Below are 14735 nucleotides of genomic sequence, written 5' to 3'. Positions count from 1 at the left end.
AAAACAAATATAATGGATGTAACTGTGAAGGAGATTCCAATATTCGACAAGCAAAAGGAAACTCAATGACTGTAAAATTCATTCTGAGCGAATACGTTGACAAAGCAATGGCTGAGGCTATGTATGACAAACTTGAAGATCATAGCTTTGTGGGGAAAATTCCTGTTTGCAAGGGAGTCATCGCCTTTGGTTCAACGTTAAAAGAGTGTCAAAATGAGTTGCGATCAACTTTGGAAGACTGGATTTTGCTAGGGTTGAAATTGCGACATCGAATGCCCGTCATTGACAATATTGATTTAAATATGGAATAGCTTGTCCACTACCACACACTCATCCTAAAAAAAGTTTATGGTATTTTGGCCATTTGAAATAGCTGTTCTGCCGTAAATTCTAATCCATCAAAAAGTGTATCTGTTAATAGCGTATCTCCCCTATAAGTCTGCGGTGCTGCATCGGGGTAAAAAACTGTAATGCTTCTAGCCTTGCTATCTACTATCCAAACCCGCAATACCTTAGCATCTAAATAATCTCTCGCTTTAGCAGCTAACTGACCGAAAGTTTGTTCGGGTGAAATAATTTCTATGACTAATTCGGGGACGACAGGACAGGCTTCATCTTGATTCCAGTCAGGAGATAAGCGTTCGTAAGAAACATATAAAAGATCGGGTACTGGCACCCAGTCTCGCCCCAGTCTGGTTAATCTTACCGCCCATTCTACACCAATTTCTCCCCGTTCCTCACCCCACTGTTCGAGGATTTTTATTAGGCTTCGGGTGAGGCGAGAATGAAATTTTTTAGGTGACATCTTCGGTACTGCTTGCTCGTCAATAAGTTCGTAGGTAATATCGCCTTCTCCTTCGGGAAGAGTGAGAAACTCTTCCAAAGTGAGTTGAGTTTTTGTCTGGAGCATGGTGTTTTTCTGCTGTTAAACGGCATAGAATGCGACAAAAGCTTAGTATTCGTAGGGTGCGTCGCCATTTTTAATCTCTAAATTATATCGACTTTTCGAGTGGCGACGCACCTTACATATAGGTTTGTTTCCACGAGTCTTGCAAGCACAGGTGCGTCGCTACTAGATTGTCGCTTTTTCTTGAGGATTGTTGATCCCGACACACCCTACAGCTAAGGTTGCATGACTTAAATATTGATTGACATAATACAAATGTTATGATAAAGATTGGCAAAATCTCAGGTTTTAACTGCCGAATTTGCGATCGACTCCTAGATCGACACCCCCAAAAGGTTAATATTCTAGTCTGACCCTCCTGCAATCATTGCTTAACCTCCTATGGCAGAAACCTTATTGTTCAACGCCCTCCGCGAGGCGTTAGACGAAGAAATGGCCCGCGACTCCGCCGTATTCGTACTCGGCGAAGACGTAGGTCAATACGGCGGTTCCTACAAAGTCACCAAAGACCTCTACAACAAATACGGCGAACTTAGAGTGCTCGACACCCCGATCGCCGAAAATAGCTTTACGGGTATGGCAGTAGGCGCAGCAATGACGGGATTGCGGCCGGTCATCGAAGGCATGAACATGGGCTTTTTGCTGCTGGCCTTCAACCAAATTTCCAACAACGCCGGAATGCTGCGCTACACATCGGGCGGCAACTTCAAAATGCCAATGGTAATTCGTGGGCCCGGGGGCGTGGGCCGGCAACTCGGCGCCGAACACTCCCAGCGGTTAGAAGCATATTTCCAAGCAGTACCGGGTTTGAAAATAGTCGCCTGTTCGACTCCCTACAACGCCAAAGGACTCTTAAAATCAGCCATCCGCGACGATAACCCCGTTCTGTTTTTCGAGCACGTTCTTCTTTACAACCTGAAAGAAAATTTGCCAGAAACAGAATATTTAGTGCCGCTGGACAAAGCAGAAATTGTGCGATCGGGCAAAGATGTCACAATCGTGACTTATTCCCGGATGCGGCACCACGTCATGCAAGCCGTGCCCGCCCTGGTAAAAGAAGGTTACGATCCAGAAGTAATCGACCTCATTTCTCTCAAACCCCTGGACATGGAGACCATCGGCGCATCCATTCGCAAAACTCACAAAGTAATTATTGTAGAGGAGTGCATGAAAACAGGAGGCATTGGTGCCGAACTAATTGCCTCAATCAGTGATCGATTTTTTGACGAACTCGACGCACCGGTTTTGCGCCTGTCTTCACAAGATATTCCCACACCTTACAACGGCAATTTGGAAAGACTGACCATTGTCCAGCCCAATCAAATTGTCGAAGCCGTCCAAAAAATGGTAGCTTTGCGAGTATAAATAGTGATTAGTCAGTAGTCATTGGTTGACTGTTGACTGTTGACTGTTGACTGATGACTGTTGACTGATGACTGAGGACTGATGACTAAAATCTGCCAACTGCCAACTGCCAACTGACAACTGCCAACTGACCAATGACTAATAATTAAATATGCAAAAACAACGTTCCCTATTAGCCCTAATTTTTGTTTTAATCATCGCCGCCATTACTGTAATAGTAACTATTCCGACGCGGCTGGGATTAGACTTGCAAGGAGGGTCGCAACTCACAATTCAAGTAAAAACTACCCCCACAATTCCCAAAATTGACCAGGGAATGTTAGAAGCAGTGCGGCGGATTGTCGAAAACCGCGTCAACGGTTTGGGTGTTTCCGAAGCATTAGTCCAAACAGTAGGAGAAGACCAAATTCTCGTGCAGTTGCCCGGAGTAAATGACCCGCAGCAAGCAGAACGAGTTTTGGGCGGCACGGCCAAGCTAGAATTTCTGGAACAACTGCCCGGAACAGAAGCACAATTGGGCATTGAAAGGCAGTTGCAGCAGGAATTGCTGGTCAAACAAGAAGAATTGAAAACTAGCCCGAATGAGGCAGCAATTAAAGAAAATCAGGCTGCTTTGAAAAGAAGCAATGAGGCGATCGCCAAACTATTCAAAAGCAGCGGCCTCGGCGGCGAAAACCTCAAAGACGCTCAACCTCAACCCTTGGCCTCTGGGAACAACTGGAACGTTGCTCTTGTTTTCGATACCAAAGGAGGCGAACTCTTTGCCCAACTCACTAAAAATTTAGCCGGTACCGGACGCAGTATCGGTATTTTCCTAGACGAAAGAATGATCAGTTCTCCAGTCGTCGGCGTTGAATTTGCCCAAACAGGAATTACTGGTGGAAGTGCCGTAATTCAAGGCAACTTTACAACGCAAGAAGCCAACGATTTAGCAGTGCAATTGCGGGGCGGCGCTTTGCCGGTACCGGTCGAAATTGTAGAAAACCGCACGATCGGCGCTAGCTTGGGTAAAGACAGCATTCAAAGCAGTATTAACGCAGGTATCGGCGGCTTAGTTTTAGTCTTGATTTTCATGGTTGCCTACTATCGACTCCCCGGCGTAATTGCCAATATTGCGCTGTTAATTTATGCTCTGTTAACTTGGGCAGCTTTCGTGCTTTTGGGAGTGACATTAACGCTGCCGGGAATTGCGGGTTTTGTGCTCAGCATCGGGATGGCTGTGGATGCTAACGTGCTGATTTTTGAGCGCACGCGGGAAGAGTTGCGGGCGGGGAAATCGCTTTATCGATCGGTAGAATCGGGTTTTTACCGCGCTTTTTCCAGCATTTTAGACGGCAATGTCACAACAGTTATTGCTTGTGCTGCTTTGTTCTGGTTAGGCGCTGGTTTAGTTAAAGGGTTTGCTGTAACTCTGGCATTGGGGGTGGGAGTGAGTATGTTTACTGCGCTCACTTGCAGCCGCACTCTGCTGTTCGTAGTATTGAGCTTTCCAGCATTGCGGAAACCTCAGTGGTTCTGTCCCGGTTTGTCGAAAACTGCTAATAGTTAACTGTTGACGGTTGACTGTTGACTGTTAACTATTAACTGTTGACTGTTAACAGACTACGTAAGGTACGCACTCGGTAAGGTACGCATTGCCCACCCTACATTGAGAAGTTTTTCTTCCCTCTTCCTTCTTCCTTCTTCCCTCTTCCTTCTTCCTTCTTCCTTCTTCCCTCTTCCTTCTTCCTTCTTCCCTCTTCCTTCTTCCTTCTTCCCTCTTCCTTCTTCCTTCTTCCTTCTTCCTTCTTCCTTCTTCCCTCTTCCTTCAAATTATGAAATTCAGTGTAATCAAATATCGATCGCTCTGGTGGAGTATTTCCGCCGCTATAATCCTCGCAGGTATAGTGTCGATGGCGATTTCTTGGACTCGTCCCGACATCCGCGCACCACTGCGCCCCAGTTTGGACTTTATCGGCGGCACTCGGCTGCAATTTGAACTCGACTGCACAAAACCGGAAAATTGTAAACCCATCGATCTTGCTGCTGTCCGCCAAGTCCTAGACACCCAAGGTTTGGCCGGTAGCAGCATTCAAGTTATCGGCCAAGAACAGCGCGGTTTGTCGCTGCGAACAAAAACTTTGGATGTCGAACAGCGGACTAATTTGCAAACAGCTTTGAGCGAAAAGATAGGCGCTTTTGCTCCTCAATCTACTCAAATTGATACGGTTGGGCCTACCCTCGGCAAACAGTTGTTTACTTCGGGTTTGCTGGCTTTGTTGATTTCTTTTGCTGGAATTACTGCTTATCTGACATTCCGATTTCAGTTGGATTATGCCTTTTTTGCTTTTGTGGCTGTGTTTCACGACGTGTTGGTCACGCTTGGTGTTTTCTCGTTTTTGGGTTTAGTTCAAGGAGTGGAAGTTGACAGTTTATTTGTGGTCGCGCTCTTGACACTTATCGGTTTTTCTGTTAACGATACGGTGGTAATTTACGATCGCGTGCGCGAAGTAATCAAGCTAAATCCGGGTCGGTCGATCGATCAAATTGTCGATGATGCTGTCATGCAGACGCTGGGAAGGTCAATTAACACAACGTTTACCACGCTGCTGACATTGTTTTCAATCTTTTTGTTTGGTGGCGAAACCCTCAAATACTTTGCTTTAGCTTTGATTGTCGGTTTTATTGCTGGTTCGTATTCCAGTATTTTCGTTGCCAGTACGCTGCTAGCTTGGTGGCGCAGTCGCACCGGTCACTCCATCCCCGTCCCCGCAGAAGGAATCAACCAGTCCGAGGAAGTTTAATTGACTGTTAACAGTTAACTGTTGACGGTTAACTGTTGACGGTTAACTGTTGACTGACTAATAATAAATCATCAAATAACCAATAACCAATGACAAATGACAAATGACAAATAACAAATGACTACTGACCAAACTTTTGAAATTGAAGTCCAAAGGCTTCACAAACTAACAGTTTACGGCCGCTGGTTAACGGTGATATTGCTGTGGATTAGCGTCGGTTCTTTGAGCATTTGGGGTTTGCGCCGCGAAATCGGTTTGTGGTTAGAACACTTCACTTGGGCGGCGGTGCGCTATGGTTTATCTTTTCATCGCTGGCCCACTCTCGGTTTAGGTTTGTGCTTGGGGATGACTTTGGGAGTGCTAACTTGGCAAAGTCGCAATATGGTGCGAGGGTTGCCCCTGCGGGAAAAACAGGGTTTGGAACAACAAGTTCGCCGCATTCGCCAACAGGGGCCGAGTCATCCTTTGTGGAAGTGGGTTTGCAAAGGTTCGCGGTAGCCGACGGGCTTTATTCTTTAGTCCTAGACGCACTCCAACCTAAGAAACCGGGTTTTTTACCGAATCTGCGCGCTGCAAGCAAATATGAGGGTGAAAAACCCGGTTTCTGACCACCTTTGAGTAGATGCTAATTATTTTAAATCCGTTAAATCCCGTACATTGCTCGTTGCCGAACTTCCTTCTGTTGTATCACGCAAAGCGAGGCAAAATCTGTGCGAGGGAAGACTGTTGAAGCGGAATTTCGATCGCAAATTCGGCTCCTTTTCCCGGTTCCGAAAAGCACTTCAATGCGCCGCCATGTTGGTTGACAACAATTTCATAGCTAATCGACAGTCCCAAACCCGTTCCTTGGCCGACCGGCTTAGTAGTAAAGAAAGGGTCAAACAACCGCTTCCGAACATCTTCTGTCATCCCCGGGCCGTTGTCAGAAATTTTAATTATTACCTTTTTTTTATCAATTAACTCGGTGCGAATCAGAATCGTAGGAATCAGGCGGGTAGACTTAGAAACTGATGATTGAGTCTTTGTACTAGACTGATTTTTTTCGCCTAATTGCGACTTATTTGCGTTTTTTTTATCGACATTTTCGTATGTATTAGACTCAACCAGAGCGTAAACTGCATTAAGTAAAATATTCATAAATACCTGATTGAGTTGTCCGGGATAGCACTGCACCAGTGGCAAGTCGCTGTATTCTTTGTGAATTTCTATCGCCTCCTGCCCCGGTTTTCCTTTAAGCTGGCTTTGCAAAAGCATAATCGTATTGTTGATACCGTCGTGAATGTTGACTTGCTTCATTTCAGCTTCGTCTAATCTGCAAAAATTCCGCAGCGACAAAACGATGTCGCGCACTCTTTCTGCACCTTGCTGCATAGAATTTAAGACTCTGGGCAAGTCTTCTAGCAAATAATCTAGTTCTATTTTTTCCGCTTCCGCTGCAATTTCCGGTATGAATGCGGGACACTGCTGCCTGTAGATTTCGAGCATCTGCATTAAAGCTTGCGTGTACTCTTTAGCGTGGTGCAAATTGCTGTAGATAAAGCCGATGGGATTGTTGATTTCGTGAGCTACTCCTGCTACTAACTGCCCCAAAGAAGACATTTTTTCTGTTTGAATTAGTTGAGTTTGAGTGCGCTGAAGTTCCAGCAGGGCAAGTTCGAGCTGTTGGGCTTGATGTCTCAATTGTGCTTGCGACTCGCGCATCGCCACGGTTGATAACTCGTGAATTTGCAACTGAGAAAGCAGCAGTTGGTGTACGTCTAAAAGTTTGTAAGTTTCCGGTTCTACTTGTACTACAATTGGTTCGTGGATTAGTTCGGGTGATCGCTCCAAAGACTGCCGCACTGCTGTCATAATTGAGGTGTCGCGATCGAGAACCAACATATCAGTTTTAGTAAAGCGGTAGAGTATGAACAAAGGCTGTTGAGAAAATAACTCCAAGCTGTAGGGGCGGCTCATGTGTTCAAAATAACGCCGCCGCGAAATCATCCCTATAAACTTTCCTTGCTGAGTGATGATGATGCCCGGAACTAAAGGGTTTGCTTGAAAAATTTTAGCAACTTCGTCTCCCGGACACTCAGATTCTAGGAGAAAGTCGTACAGGGTTAATTCCTGTAGAGTCGATCGCAAACCAAGCGACGATTTTAGGGGACTCAACCCGTCAGTTTCATACACTGCTCCCTCCTTTGGTAATTGGCAGTTGTGGTTTGCTGCTGGAGTATTGCCTACTATTTAGAAGGCTTTTTCAACTCTTTTTATAGCTTAGTCATCAACTTTCCTCTGCTCCCTCGAATCCAGTTAATTCAGCAGGATTTTTTTCCTTAAATCGTGCTGGTGTCACCAGAAATGATATTGCAGGTTAGATTGATTTAACAGCAGACACCCCTTTGAAACCTGACTATGTATTGAATTTTATATATCCAAGATTTTACTAATCCGAATATAACAGTCATAACTATTTTTAATGTTTGATGACATTAAATTGGTTCAGATGGATAGACATCTGCGACCTGTGGCAGTACATTTCGTATTGCCCCTTGCGTAAAATTATATTACAATAAGACAAGAATAGCGACAAATCAGCAGCCGATCGCCCGATTTGAAAATTCAGGCAAAACAGGTTTCCGGCAATTGCCAAGAAATGTCAATTGTCAGTTTTTTTGCACAAATGCCGATCGCACTCAACCCGAAGATTGTATTGTAGGTAGTCTCAGAGCCAAGGACAGCCGATGGCGAGCAATTTGTCAAGTTCGGCAGCTTATACTTTAGCCGCATCGAGACTCCAAAGCTTCACCAACGAAATTTTTCCCGGCAGATGCTAAAGTTGTGCGATCGCAGCTAAAACTCACATTCGACACATCCGCTTGATGTGCCTTAAAATTTTCCAGAAAAGTACCATCGGGTTCCCAACTTGAGATTCAAACTTTGTCGCTGGCAAATCGGACACGGAGAATCAAGAGGAAGCAGAAGCAAATAATTCTATTTTACCTTTCCGTTTCCCCAAATTCAACTTCAATGTGAACAAGTTGGTTTAGTTGCGGTAATATTTCGATCATTATTACTTCTCCTCCCCCTTGATTTTAGGCAATTCTCATTAGAAACTCTAAGATGTTGATTTGAGGAACCTCGGGGGGTCGGGTTTGATGTGGCGATCGCACTGAGCTAAATTGAAATAACATTTGAGGAAAGTAAGCGACGGTTTTCATGTGCGGTTTCCCGAACGAGAGGTGGTAATTGTATACACGGCGGGACGATCGTACTTTCAGTACAATGTCAGTATTTCAACCTGTACACCTGTTGAGCCTGAGTCTCTGAGAGTGTGGAAGTCGCTCTCATCCTTTCGTTGTCTGGATTGGACGCTTTTCAAGGATTAGGCGGTGCGAGGGCCAGAAGCAGACAGTTAACCAAACGGCACAAGTGAAGTCGGCTGCTAACGCCCACTGAGGAAGGATTTTAGGCTCTCACCGTCAAAGATCAATAGAGAAAAGCACCATAGCACCCGCAGCAATATCACCCAAAAGAATGATTGATAGAAAAAAAGTGGCGTGTTATATTTCAATATAATTCTATACAAAAATACTTTTACCTAAAAGGAGAACAAAAAATGGACACACCTACAGATCGCGAACAAGAACCTGTCGGGACAAGAGAACTCGAATCAATACCTGTATCTGAAAAAGTTTCGGCCCAAAAAGTTGCTGAGGTTAATTTTGAAACGACTCCTCTAGAAACTCCTGCTTATACTCAGGAAAAAGTTAGCGTCGAGGAGGTAAAAATTAACGGCGACGATTTGGTTGCTAAAGTTAAAGAACTGATTCACGAAGGAAATATCCGCCGAATCATTATCAAAAATGAAGAGGGACGGATCTTAGTAGAAGTTCCTTTGACAGTGGGAGTAGTCGGCGGAGTCATCGGTGCGGCGTTGTTTCCAGTCATTGCAGCAGTAGGAGCGATAGGTGCATTAGTAGCTCACCTGACTATCATCATTGAAAGAACAGAATAAAAAAATTCGTAAGGATTCAGGTCAAAAAAACTTCGGTGACAAAAGTTGGTAAAATAAACCAATGAAAAAGCCCGCAGCAACCAGAAAGCAGAAAAAAACCGAAATAGAGCAGTTGAGCCAAGCTGAACTTTTAGAAATGGTACGGGGGCTGCAAAAAATCATTGAATAATTGCAAGAAAAACTAGGGATTGCTACGGGCAAAAATCCAACCACCCGTCAGACTTGCTTCACTACGTTCGCAATGACAGGAAATTCTAGTACGTGCATCCAGGATTAACTGGTTCCCAGGCTCCAGCCTGGGAACTGAGGAATGAGCAATAACTTCCACAAACTTGTGGAAGTTATTTAATTCTCATTCCTTAGTCCAAACCGAGAGTTAAGCAACGTTTGCACGCGCCCGATTCAGAGACATGGATTAGGGCGTACTGCAATAGAAGCAGAGGCAGAAATTAATCGCTTAAAACAGCTTTTTCCTCTGTTGTTGGATACCGAAGCAATTTATCAAGAATGGGAGCGACTGGCGATCGCAAATAAGGTTGTAGGTGTTAAGGTTCATGATGCGCGGCTAGTTGCTGCTATGCTAGTTCATGGTTTAACCCATATCCTAACTTTTAACATTGCTGATTTCGCTCGTTATTCACAAATTACGGCTGTTAATCCTCCAACTGTAAAGCCTTGATTAATTGGGAATTTAACAGAAATTATACTCTGAGCAAAAAACAGGCAAGATGCCTGTTCCACAAAAAGCTAATTTGATTGTGGGGAGTAGGAGTTGGGCCGGAGAGCCCGCCCTTAGATTTTACCGGGTGTTAGCAAAATTAGCTGTTTTGACAAGATCGATCGCACTTCATCCAATCCCATCTCCACATTCCCCAAAATCTCCCCAACAGTCTTCTCTCCTTTACCTTGCCCAGGCGAGGTTCCCTCTTTCTCCCCCCCTTGATAAGGGGGGGCTGGGGGGGGTGCACAACCTTGCAAAAACTCAAATTCAGCACTTGACAAATTGAGCAATTGGTAATTGCAATCAAACACTTGTTGACTAGGCCAACCGTGCATACAACCACTCAACTCTGGAATTGCCGCCAAAAGTGTCTTATCGTCCGACCAATCAATCTTATTAACAGGCTTTTTGCCCAAGAAAAACTCATAATGAGTGATTTCCGTATCCAACAATTCAATTAATCGATAAAGCTCCCGTTCCGTCAAACCCTGAGCTCTTTCTATCAATTCCGGCGCTTTGCCCAAAAGTCTTTCTAACTGCCAATATCCCGGATTTGAGAAACCGAGAAATTCCAATCCCGAAGCGTCAATTAACTCGAACAAAGTCTCGATATTGTAGTCAATTTCCTGCGGGTGAACGTACATATCAGCAAAACATTCGTCCCGCTGATTTTCTCCTGCCCAACGCTGTTTTTCGTACTTGACAAGACGGTTGTTTTCTGGTAGAGAAGCAAAGATTTGACGACCGACTTTCACACCATCGGGATAGTCACCTTTTTGGGAACCTTGGAGAAGGGCGATCGCCCTTTGCATGAGTTGAATTTCCCAGCGTCCGAGCTCAGCATACACAAAAATGTGCATCAAACCGCCCGCCGCCAACTTCGCAGCCAGGGCTTGAATGCCCCGGATCGGATCGGGTAAGTGGTGCAGCACGCCCACGCAGTTGATCAAATCAAACTCGCCATCTAACTCAGCCGCATCGTACAGGCTGAGGTGGCGGAAATCAGCTTCCCGCGCTCCAGAGCGCCGACAGCGTTCTTGTGCTACCTTCAAAGCACCCGCACTCAGGTCGATCGCCGTCACCGAAGCTTCGGGATTGAGGTGAATCAGATAATCGGTACTCGAACCCGTGCCGCAGCCAGCATCTAAAATCCGAACATCTAGTTTTGGCGGCTTTTGGCCAGTGCAAAAATTGTAAGCATCAGGCCAACTCCAGCGCCAGTTGTAGCCTGGGGGCGGTTCATCTGACAAAGGATCGGGCGGGAAAGGGAAAGTATCGTAAAGCCGCCGCACGGCAGCACTGATATCGGGTGTAGTATCCATAGGTGACATTTGTTGGGCTTGGGGATTCGGGATTGGACTGACAACTGACCGCTGACCACTGACCGACAGCAATTTGATCCGCGCCCCCCGGATTTATCGGTGGGGTCGATTCTTCAATCTAAAATCTAAAATCTAAAATCTAAAATCGGTTGACAGCTTCTGCGTAATAAAACTTATCATTTTTTCTCATATAAGCTCTCTTAAATCTATACAATAAATCTCGACAGGCTTTTTAACAAACGAGGACTGTCAATAGCCCACCGCTGAACTGTCGGGTAAAGCGGAGGCGTCTTTCAAAAGAGCAACAGGTCTCGAAACAGGCAGAAGAAAATTTTTGATTTTCTTTTCCTTTAATTCAAGGCACTGGCTGCAATCGCCCAAAGGCAACTCTCCTGCCGAGTCTTTTTTTCCACGGGTATACCGACGGATCGCAGCGGAGGGAGTACCCCGTGCCTGCCTTCGGATCGGACATTTACCCGCAGGCAGAAAGATGAAACCAAAACATTTTAATCTAAGAAAGTAAGCGCGCCCGAACCTCGTGACAGGTAAAGGCAAAAAGTAAACAAAGCAAAAATACCTACTTTGACCTGCATGAGAAGGCAAGGTTAGTCTGGTTAAATGCTGCAACGATTTAGATAGGGAGCGAAAGAGTCTAATGACTGTAAAAGCAAGTGGTGGAAGCTCGGTTGCGCGTCCGCAACTATATCAAACTGTACCGGTCGCAACAATTTCGCAAGCAGAACAGCAAGACCGCTTTCTACAGCGGGGCGAACTCAGCGAACTGGCAAGTTATTTCAGTTCCGGGGCTCTTCGGATCGATATCTCTGCGACGCTGACCCAAAACTCGGAACTGATAGTATCCCGCGCAGCTAACCGGATTTTTACCGGCGGTTCCCCGCTGGCATTTTTGGAAAGACCACAAGAACCTGCGATGGCTGTAGCAGGGGCGGCACGTGGCGGTTCGGCGAATGTCTCTGAAGGCATGAAACTGGGAAATGTCACCTACGTAGAAAGCCGCTCTGGCGGCAACGGCGGTGGCGGCGGCGGATTCTTGGGGCTAGGAAATCTATTTTCTGGCAACGGTGGCGGCTACAGCGGCCCAATCCCAGCAGGATTTCAGCCGATCAATGTCTCGCGCTACGGCCCGGGCAACATGACCAAATCTCTGCGGGACTTGAGCTGGTTTTTGCGTTACATCACCTACGCAATTGTCGCTGGCGACCCGAATATTATTTCGGTGAACGTGCGCGGATTGCGGGAAATCATCGAAAATGCTTGCTCTTCGGCGGCCACAATTGTGGCAATGCAGGAAATGAAGGCAGCATCTTTGGGCTATTTCCGAAACAATGCAGAGGCTAGTGCGATCGTCGGACAGTATTTCGACGTAGCAATTACCGAATTCAAAGCTCCCACACCTTCAGACAAGGTGCGGCAGCGCGAAAGCAACGACCAGCAAGGGCTGCAACTGCCTCAGATTTACTTCAACGCAGCCGAGCGACGGTCGAAATTCGTCATGAAAACCGGTCTGTCTTCGGCCGAAAAGATAGAAGTAGTCAAAGCAGCTTACCGCCAAGTATTCGAGCGCGATATTACCCGCGCATACAGCCAAAGCATTTCTGACTTGGAATCCAAGGTCAAAAATGGCGAAATCTCGATGAAAGAGTTTATTCGCCGCCTTGGCAAATCTCCTCTGTACCGTCAGCAATTCTACGAGCCGTTTGTCAACAGCCGCGCTGTAGAACTTGCCGCCCGCCACTTCCTCGGCCGCGGTTTGAGCTCGCGGGAGGAATTTAGCAAGTATTTTGCGATCGTCAGCAAAGGCGGCCTGCCAGCCCTCGTAGACGCGATGGTTTATTCCCAGGAGTATTCCGACTACTTCGGCGAAGAAACAGTGCCTTACCTGCGCGGTTTGGGCCAAGAAGCTCAGGAGTGTCGCAACTGGGGCCCGCAAATTGATTTGTTCAATTTCAGCGCTCCGTTCCGCAAGGTTCCTCAGTTCATCACCTTGTTTGCTGGCTACACCCAGCCTCTGCCAGACCAGCACGTTTACGGTGTTGGCAATGACCCCTTAGAAATTCAGTTCGGCGCGATTTTCCCGAAAGAAACTCGCAACCCCAAGAGCCGTCCAGCTCCCTTCGGCAAAGACACTCGCCGTATCCTGATCCGTCAAGGTGCGGGGATTGACAATCAGTTGAGCAATCCGGCGGCTCGCGGTGCTGCTCCTGGTTCTCTGGGCCCCAAGGTCTTTAAATTAGACCAGTTACCGAGCAACTATGTTGCTTCCAAGAAAACTGCCCGCGGTGTCTCCAGCAGCTACAGCAATTCTTCCAGTGTCAAATATACCGAAAGTTCCACCCAAGCGGTGATTCGGGCTGCTTACCTGCAAGTGTTTGGTCGCGATGTGTTCGACGGGCAGCGCCAAAAGGTAGCGGAAATTAAGCTGGAAAACGGCGAGATTCCGATGCGCGAGTTTATTCGGATGTTGGCGAAGTCTGATGTGTTCCGCAATATGTACTGGAGCAAGCTCTACGTTTGTAAGGCGATCGAGTACATTCACCGCCGACTCCTGGGACGCCCTACCTACGGCCGTCAGGAAATGAACGCTTACTTTGACATTTGCGCCAAGAAGGGTTTCTACGCGCTAGTCGATAGCATCATGGACAGCATGGAGTACAACGAAGCTTTCGGGGAAGATACAGTGCCCTACGAGCGCTATGTGACTCCCGGTGGTTTGTCGATGCGGACGATGCGATCGGGTTCCATCGCTGAGCAAAATTTCCAAGCTCAGACGCCCGAAACTCCTCGGTTTATTGAACTGGGTACAGCAGGCAACCGAGGCGATATCGAGTTGCAAAGTCGGATTGCTCAAGGTGTTAGCAAGCGGCGCGAACAAACTAAGATGTTCAAGCTGACGACAACTTCGGACAAAGTAGCTTTGAAAACTTTAATTCAAGCTGCTTACCGTCAAATTTTTGAACGCGATTTAAACCCCTACGTTGTGAAGAATGAATTCACGGCGCTCGAAAGCAAACTGGGCAACAATGAAATCAATCTCAAGGAGTTCATTGAGGCTTTGGGCTGCTCGTCGCTGTACATCAAACAGTTCTACGCACCTTATCCCAATACTAAGGTAATTGAGTTGGGTACGAAGCACTTCTTGGGCCGTGCTCCTCGCAATCAAGCGGAGATTCGGACTTATAACCAAATCTTGGCAAGTAAAGGGATTAAGGGCTTTATCAACGCGATGTTGAACAGCGTTGAATATGCTGAGGCTTTTGGTGAGGATACTGTTCCTTACCGCCGCTTCCCGACTCTACCTGCTGCTAATTTCCCGAATACTGAAAGACTGTACAACCAGTTGACTAAGCAGAATGGTGAAATTGTGGTTCCGAGTTTTGAGCCTGTGGCTGCGATCGACAGAAGCTAACAACAAACTGCAAGAAAGTTGATTTTGTAGGTTGACAAAAATCCCTCGCTATGGTAATGCTGTAGCGGGGGATTTTTGGTAATGTTACGCTGTTGATCGATCGGCGAGTCCCATAGTCCGACAGGGATTGAACTCCCTGTGTCCTAGCTAAAGTCCTTGCTATGAGGACTGAGGTGGGCGATCGTTTGATTTGGCGTTTCAGTCGGTTTT

The 14735-nt window shown here is 46.5% G+C and carries 13 protein-coding genes; 8 read left to right on the top strand and 5 right to left on the bottom strand.

What is annotated here, in order from left to right:
* Window positions 1–65 precede the first annotated feature (65 nt).
* Window positions 66–311, top strand: a complete 246-nt coding sequence (locus QT984_RS11810) for a type II toxin-antitoxin system HicB family antitoxin (protein ID WP_333374065.1) — start codon at window positions 66–68, stop codon at window positions 309–311.
* Window positions 312–346: 35 nt separating this feature from the next.
* Here QT984_RS11810 and QT984_RS11805 read toward each other — a convergent pair whose 3' ends face one another.
* Complete coding sequence (locus tag QT984_RS11805; protein WP_333374063.1) at window positions 347–910, bottom strand: Uma2 family endonuclease; 564 nt, start codon at window positions 908–910, stop codon at window positions 347–349.
* A gap of 378 nt (window positions 911–1288) precedes the next feature.
* Between QT984_RS11805 and QT984_RS11800 the strand changes: the two genes are divergently transcribed.
* Together QT984_RS11800 and secD are read left to right on the top strand one after the other, a co-directional pair.
* Window positions 1289–2272, top strand: coding sequence for an alpha-ketoacid dehydrogenase subunit beta (locus QT984_RS11800; RefSeq protein WP_333109434.1), 984 nt, complete (start codon window positions 1289–1291; stop codon window positions 2270–2272).
* Window positions 2273–2423: 151 nt separating this feature from the next.
* Window positions 2424–3821: a protein translocase subunit SecD gene (gene secD / locus QT984_RS11795; protein ID WP_333374060.1), complete on the top strand. Its 1398-nt coding sequence runs from the start codon at window positions 2424–2426 to the stop codon at window positions 3819–3821.
* A 94-nt stretch (window positions 3822–3915) separates the two neighbouring features.
* Here secD and QT984_RS11790 read toward each other — a convergent pair whose 3' ends face one another.
* Entirely contained in the window at window positions 3916–4083 is a 168-nt protein-coding gene (locus QT984_RS11790) for a hypothetical protein (protein WP_333374058.1), read from the bottom strand.
* A 3-nt stretch (window positions 4084–4086) separates the two neighbouring features.
* Between QT984_RS11790 and secF the strand changes: the two genes are divergently transcribed.
* Both secF and QT984_RS11780 read left to right on the top strand, forming a co-directional pair.
* Window positions 4087–5055, top strand: coding sequence for a protein translocase subunit SecF (gene secF, locus QT984_RS11785; RefSeq protein ID WP_333374056.1), 969 nt, complete (start codon window positions 4087–4089; stop codon window positions 5053–5055).
* Window positions 5056–5172: 117 nt separating this feature from the next.
* Window positions 5173–5553: a hypothetical protein gene (locus QT984_RS11780; protein ID WP_333054499.1), complete on the top strand. Its 381-nt coding sequence runs from the start codon at window positions 5173–5175 to the stop codon at window positions 5551–5553.
* 189 nt (window positions 5554–5742) lie between these two features.
* On the opposite strand, the gene QT984_RS11775 is transcribed toward QT984_RS11780, so the two are convergent.
* Both QT984_RS11775 and QT984_RS11770 read right to left on the bottom strand, forming a co-directional pair.
* Window positions 5743–7227 carry an ATP-binding protein gene (locus QT984_RS11775; protein WP_333054500.1) on the bottom strand — a complete coding sequence of 495 codons (1485 nt, stop codon included), beginning with the start codon at window positions 7225–7227 and terminating at the stop codon, window positions 5743–5745.
* A 432-nt stretch (window positions 7228–7659) separates the two neighbouring features.
* Window positions 7660–7827: a hypothetical protein gene (locus tag QT984_RS11770; RefSeq protein ID WP_333054501.1), complete on the bottom strand. Its 168-nt coding sequence runs from the start codon at window positions 7825–7827 to the stop codon at window positions 7660–7662.
* An 829-nt stretch (window positions 7828–8656) separates the two neighbouring features.
* On the opposite strand from QT984_RS11770, the gene QT984_RS11765 reads away from it, so the two are divergent.
* Together QT984_RS11765 and QT984_RS11760 are read left to right on the top strand one after the other, a co-directional pair.
* The gene (locus QT984_RS11765; RefSeq protein ID WP_333259880.1) at window positions 8657–9055 is read left to right on the top strand and encodes a DUF4342 domain-containing protein; all 399 of its coding nucleotides are present in this window, start codon (window positions 8657–8659) and stop codon (window positions 9053–9055) included.
* Between the two features lie 478 nt (window positions 9056–9533).
* Window positions 9534–9734, top strand: coding sequence for a hypothetical protein (locus QT984_RS11760; RefSeq protein WP_333298497.1), 201 nt, complete (start codon window positions 9534–9536; stop codon window positions 9732–9734).
* 113 nt (window positions 9735–9847) lie between these two features.
* Here the strand turns inward: QT984_RS11760 and QT984_RS11755 are convergent, their stop codons facing one another.
* Window positions 9848–11098 (bottom strand): class I SAM-dependent methyltransferase, encoded by a 1251-nt coding sequence (locus QT984_RS11755; protein ID WP_333374053.1) that lies wholly within the window; start codon window positions 11096–11098, stop codon window positions 9848–9850.
* 655 nt (window positions 11099–11753) lie between these two features.
* On the opposite strand from QT984_RS11755, the gene QT984_RS11750 reads away from it, so the two are divergent.
* Window positions 11754–14525, top strand: a complete 2772-nt coding sequence (locus tag QT984_RS11750; RefSeq protein ID WP_333054505.1) for a phycobilisome rod-core linker polypeptide — start codon at window positions 11754–11756, stop codon at window positions 14523–14525.
* Window positions 14526–14735 lie beyond the last annotated feature (210 nt).

The organism is Microcoleus sp. Z1_B2, from assembly GCF_036700325.1.
In the GTDB taxonomy this organism is placed as follows: Bacteria; Cyanobacteriota; Cyanobacteriia; order Cyanobacteriales; family Microcoleaceae; genus Microcoleus.
The sequence above is the reverse complement of the archived record's forward strand: the minus strand, read 5'-3'. Positions and strand labels throughout refer to the sequence as shown.

Bases quoted from the DNA above. Each gene is read 5' to 3' on its own strand.
- QT984_RS11800 (WP_333109434.1), top strand. From the start codon at position 1,289: ATGGCAGAAACCTTATTGTTCAACGCCCTCCGCGAGGCGTTAGACGAA.
- QT984_RS11780 (WP_333054499.1), top strand. From the start codon at position 5,173: ATGACTACTGACCAAACTTTTGAAATTGAAGTCCAAAGGCTTCACAAA.
- QT984_RS11750 (WP_333054505.1), top strand. From the start codon at position 11,754: ATGACTGTAAAAGCAAGTGGTGGAAGCTCGGTTGCGCGTCCGCAACTA.
- QT984_RS11810 (WP_333374065.1), top strand. From the start codon at position 66: ATGACTGTAAAATTCATTCTGAGCGAATACGTTGACAAAGCAATGGCT.
- secF (WP_333374056.1), top strand. From the start codon at position 4,087: ATGAAATTCAGTGTAATCAAATATCGATCGCTCTGGTGGAGTATTTCC.
- QT984_RS11805 (WP_333374063.1), bottom strand. From the start codon at position 910: ATGCTCCAGACAAAAACTCAACTCACTTTGGAAGAGTTTCTCACTCTT.
- secD (WP_333374060.1), top strand. From the start codon at position 2,424: ATGCAAAAACAACGTTCCCTATTAGCCCTAATTTTTGTTTTAATCATC.
- QT984_RS11770 (WP_333054501.1), bottom strand. From the start codon at position 7,827: ATGCGGCTAAAGTATAAGCTGCCGAACTTGACAAATTGCTCGCCATCG.
- QT984_RS11755 (WP_333374053.1), bottom strand. From the start codon at position 11,098: ATGGATACTACACCCGATATCAGTGCTGCCGTGCGGCGGCTTTACGAT.
- QT984_RS11765 (WP_333259880.1), top strand. From the start codon at position 8,657: ATGGACACACCTACAGATCGCGAACAAGAACCTGTCGGGACAAGAGAA.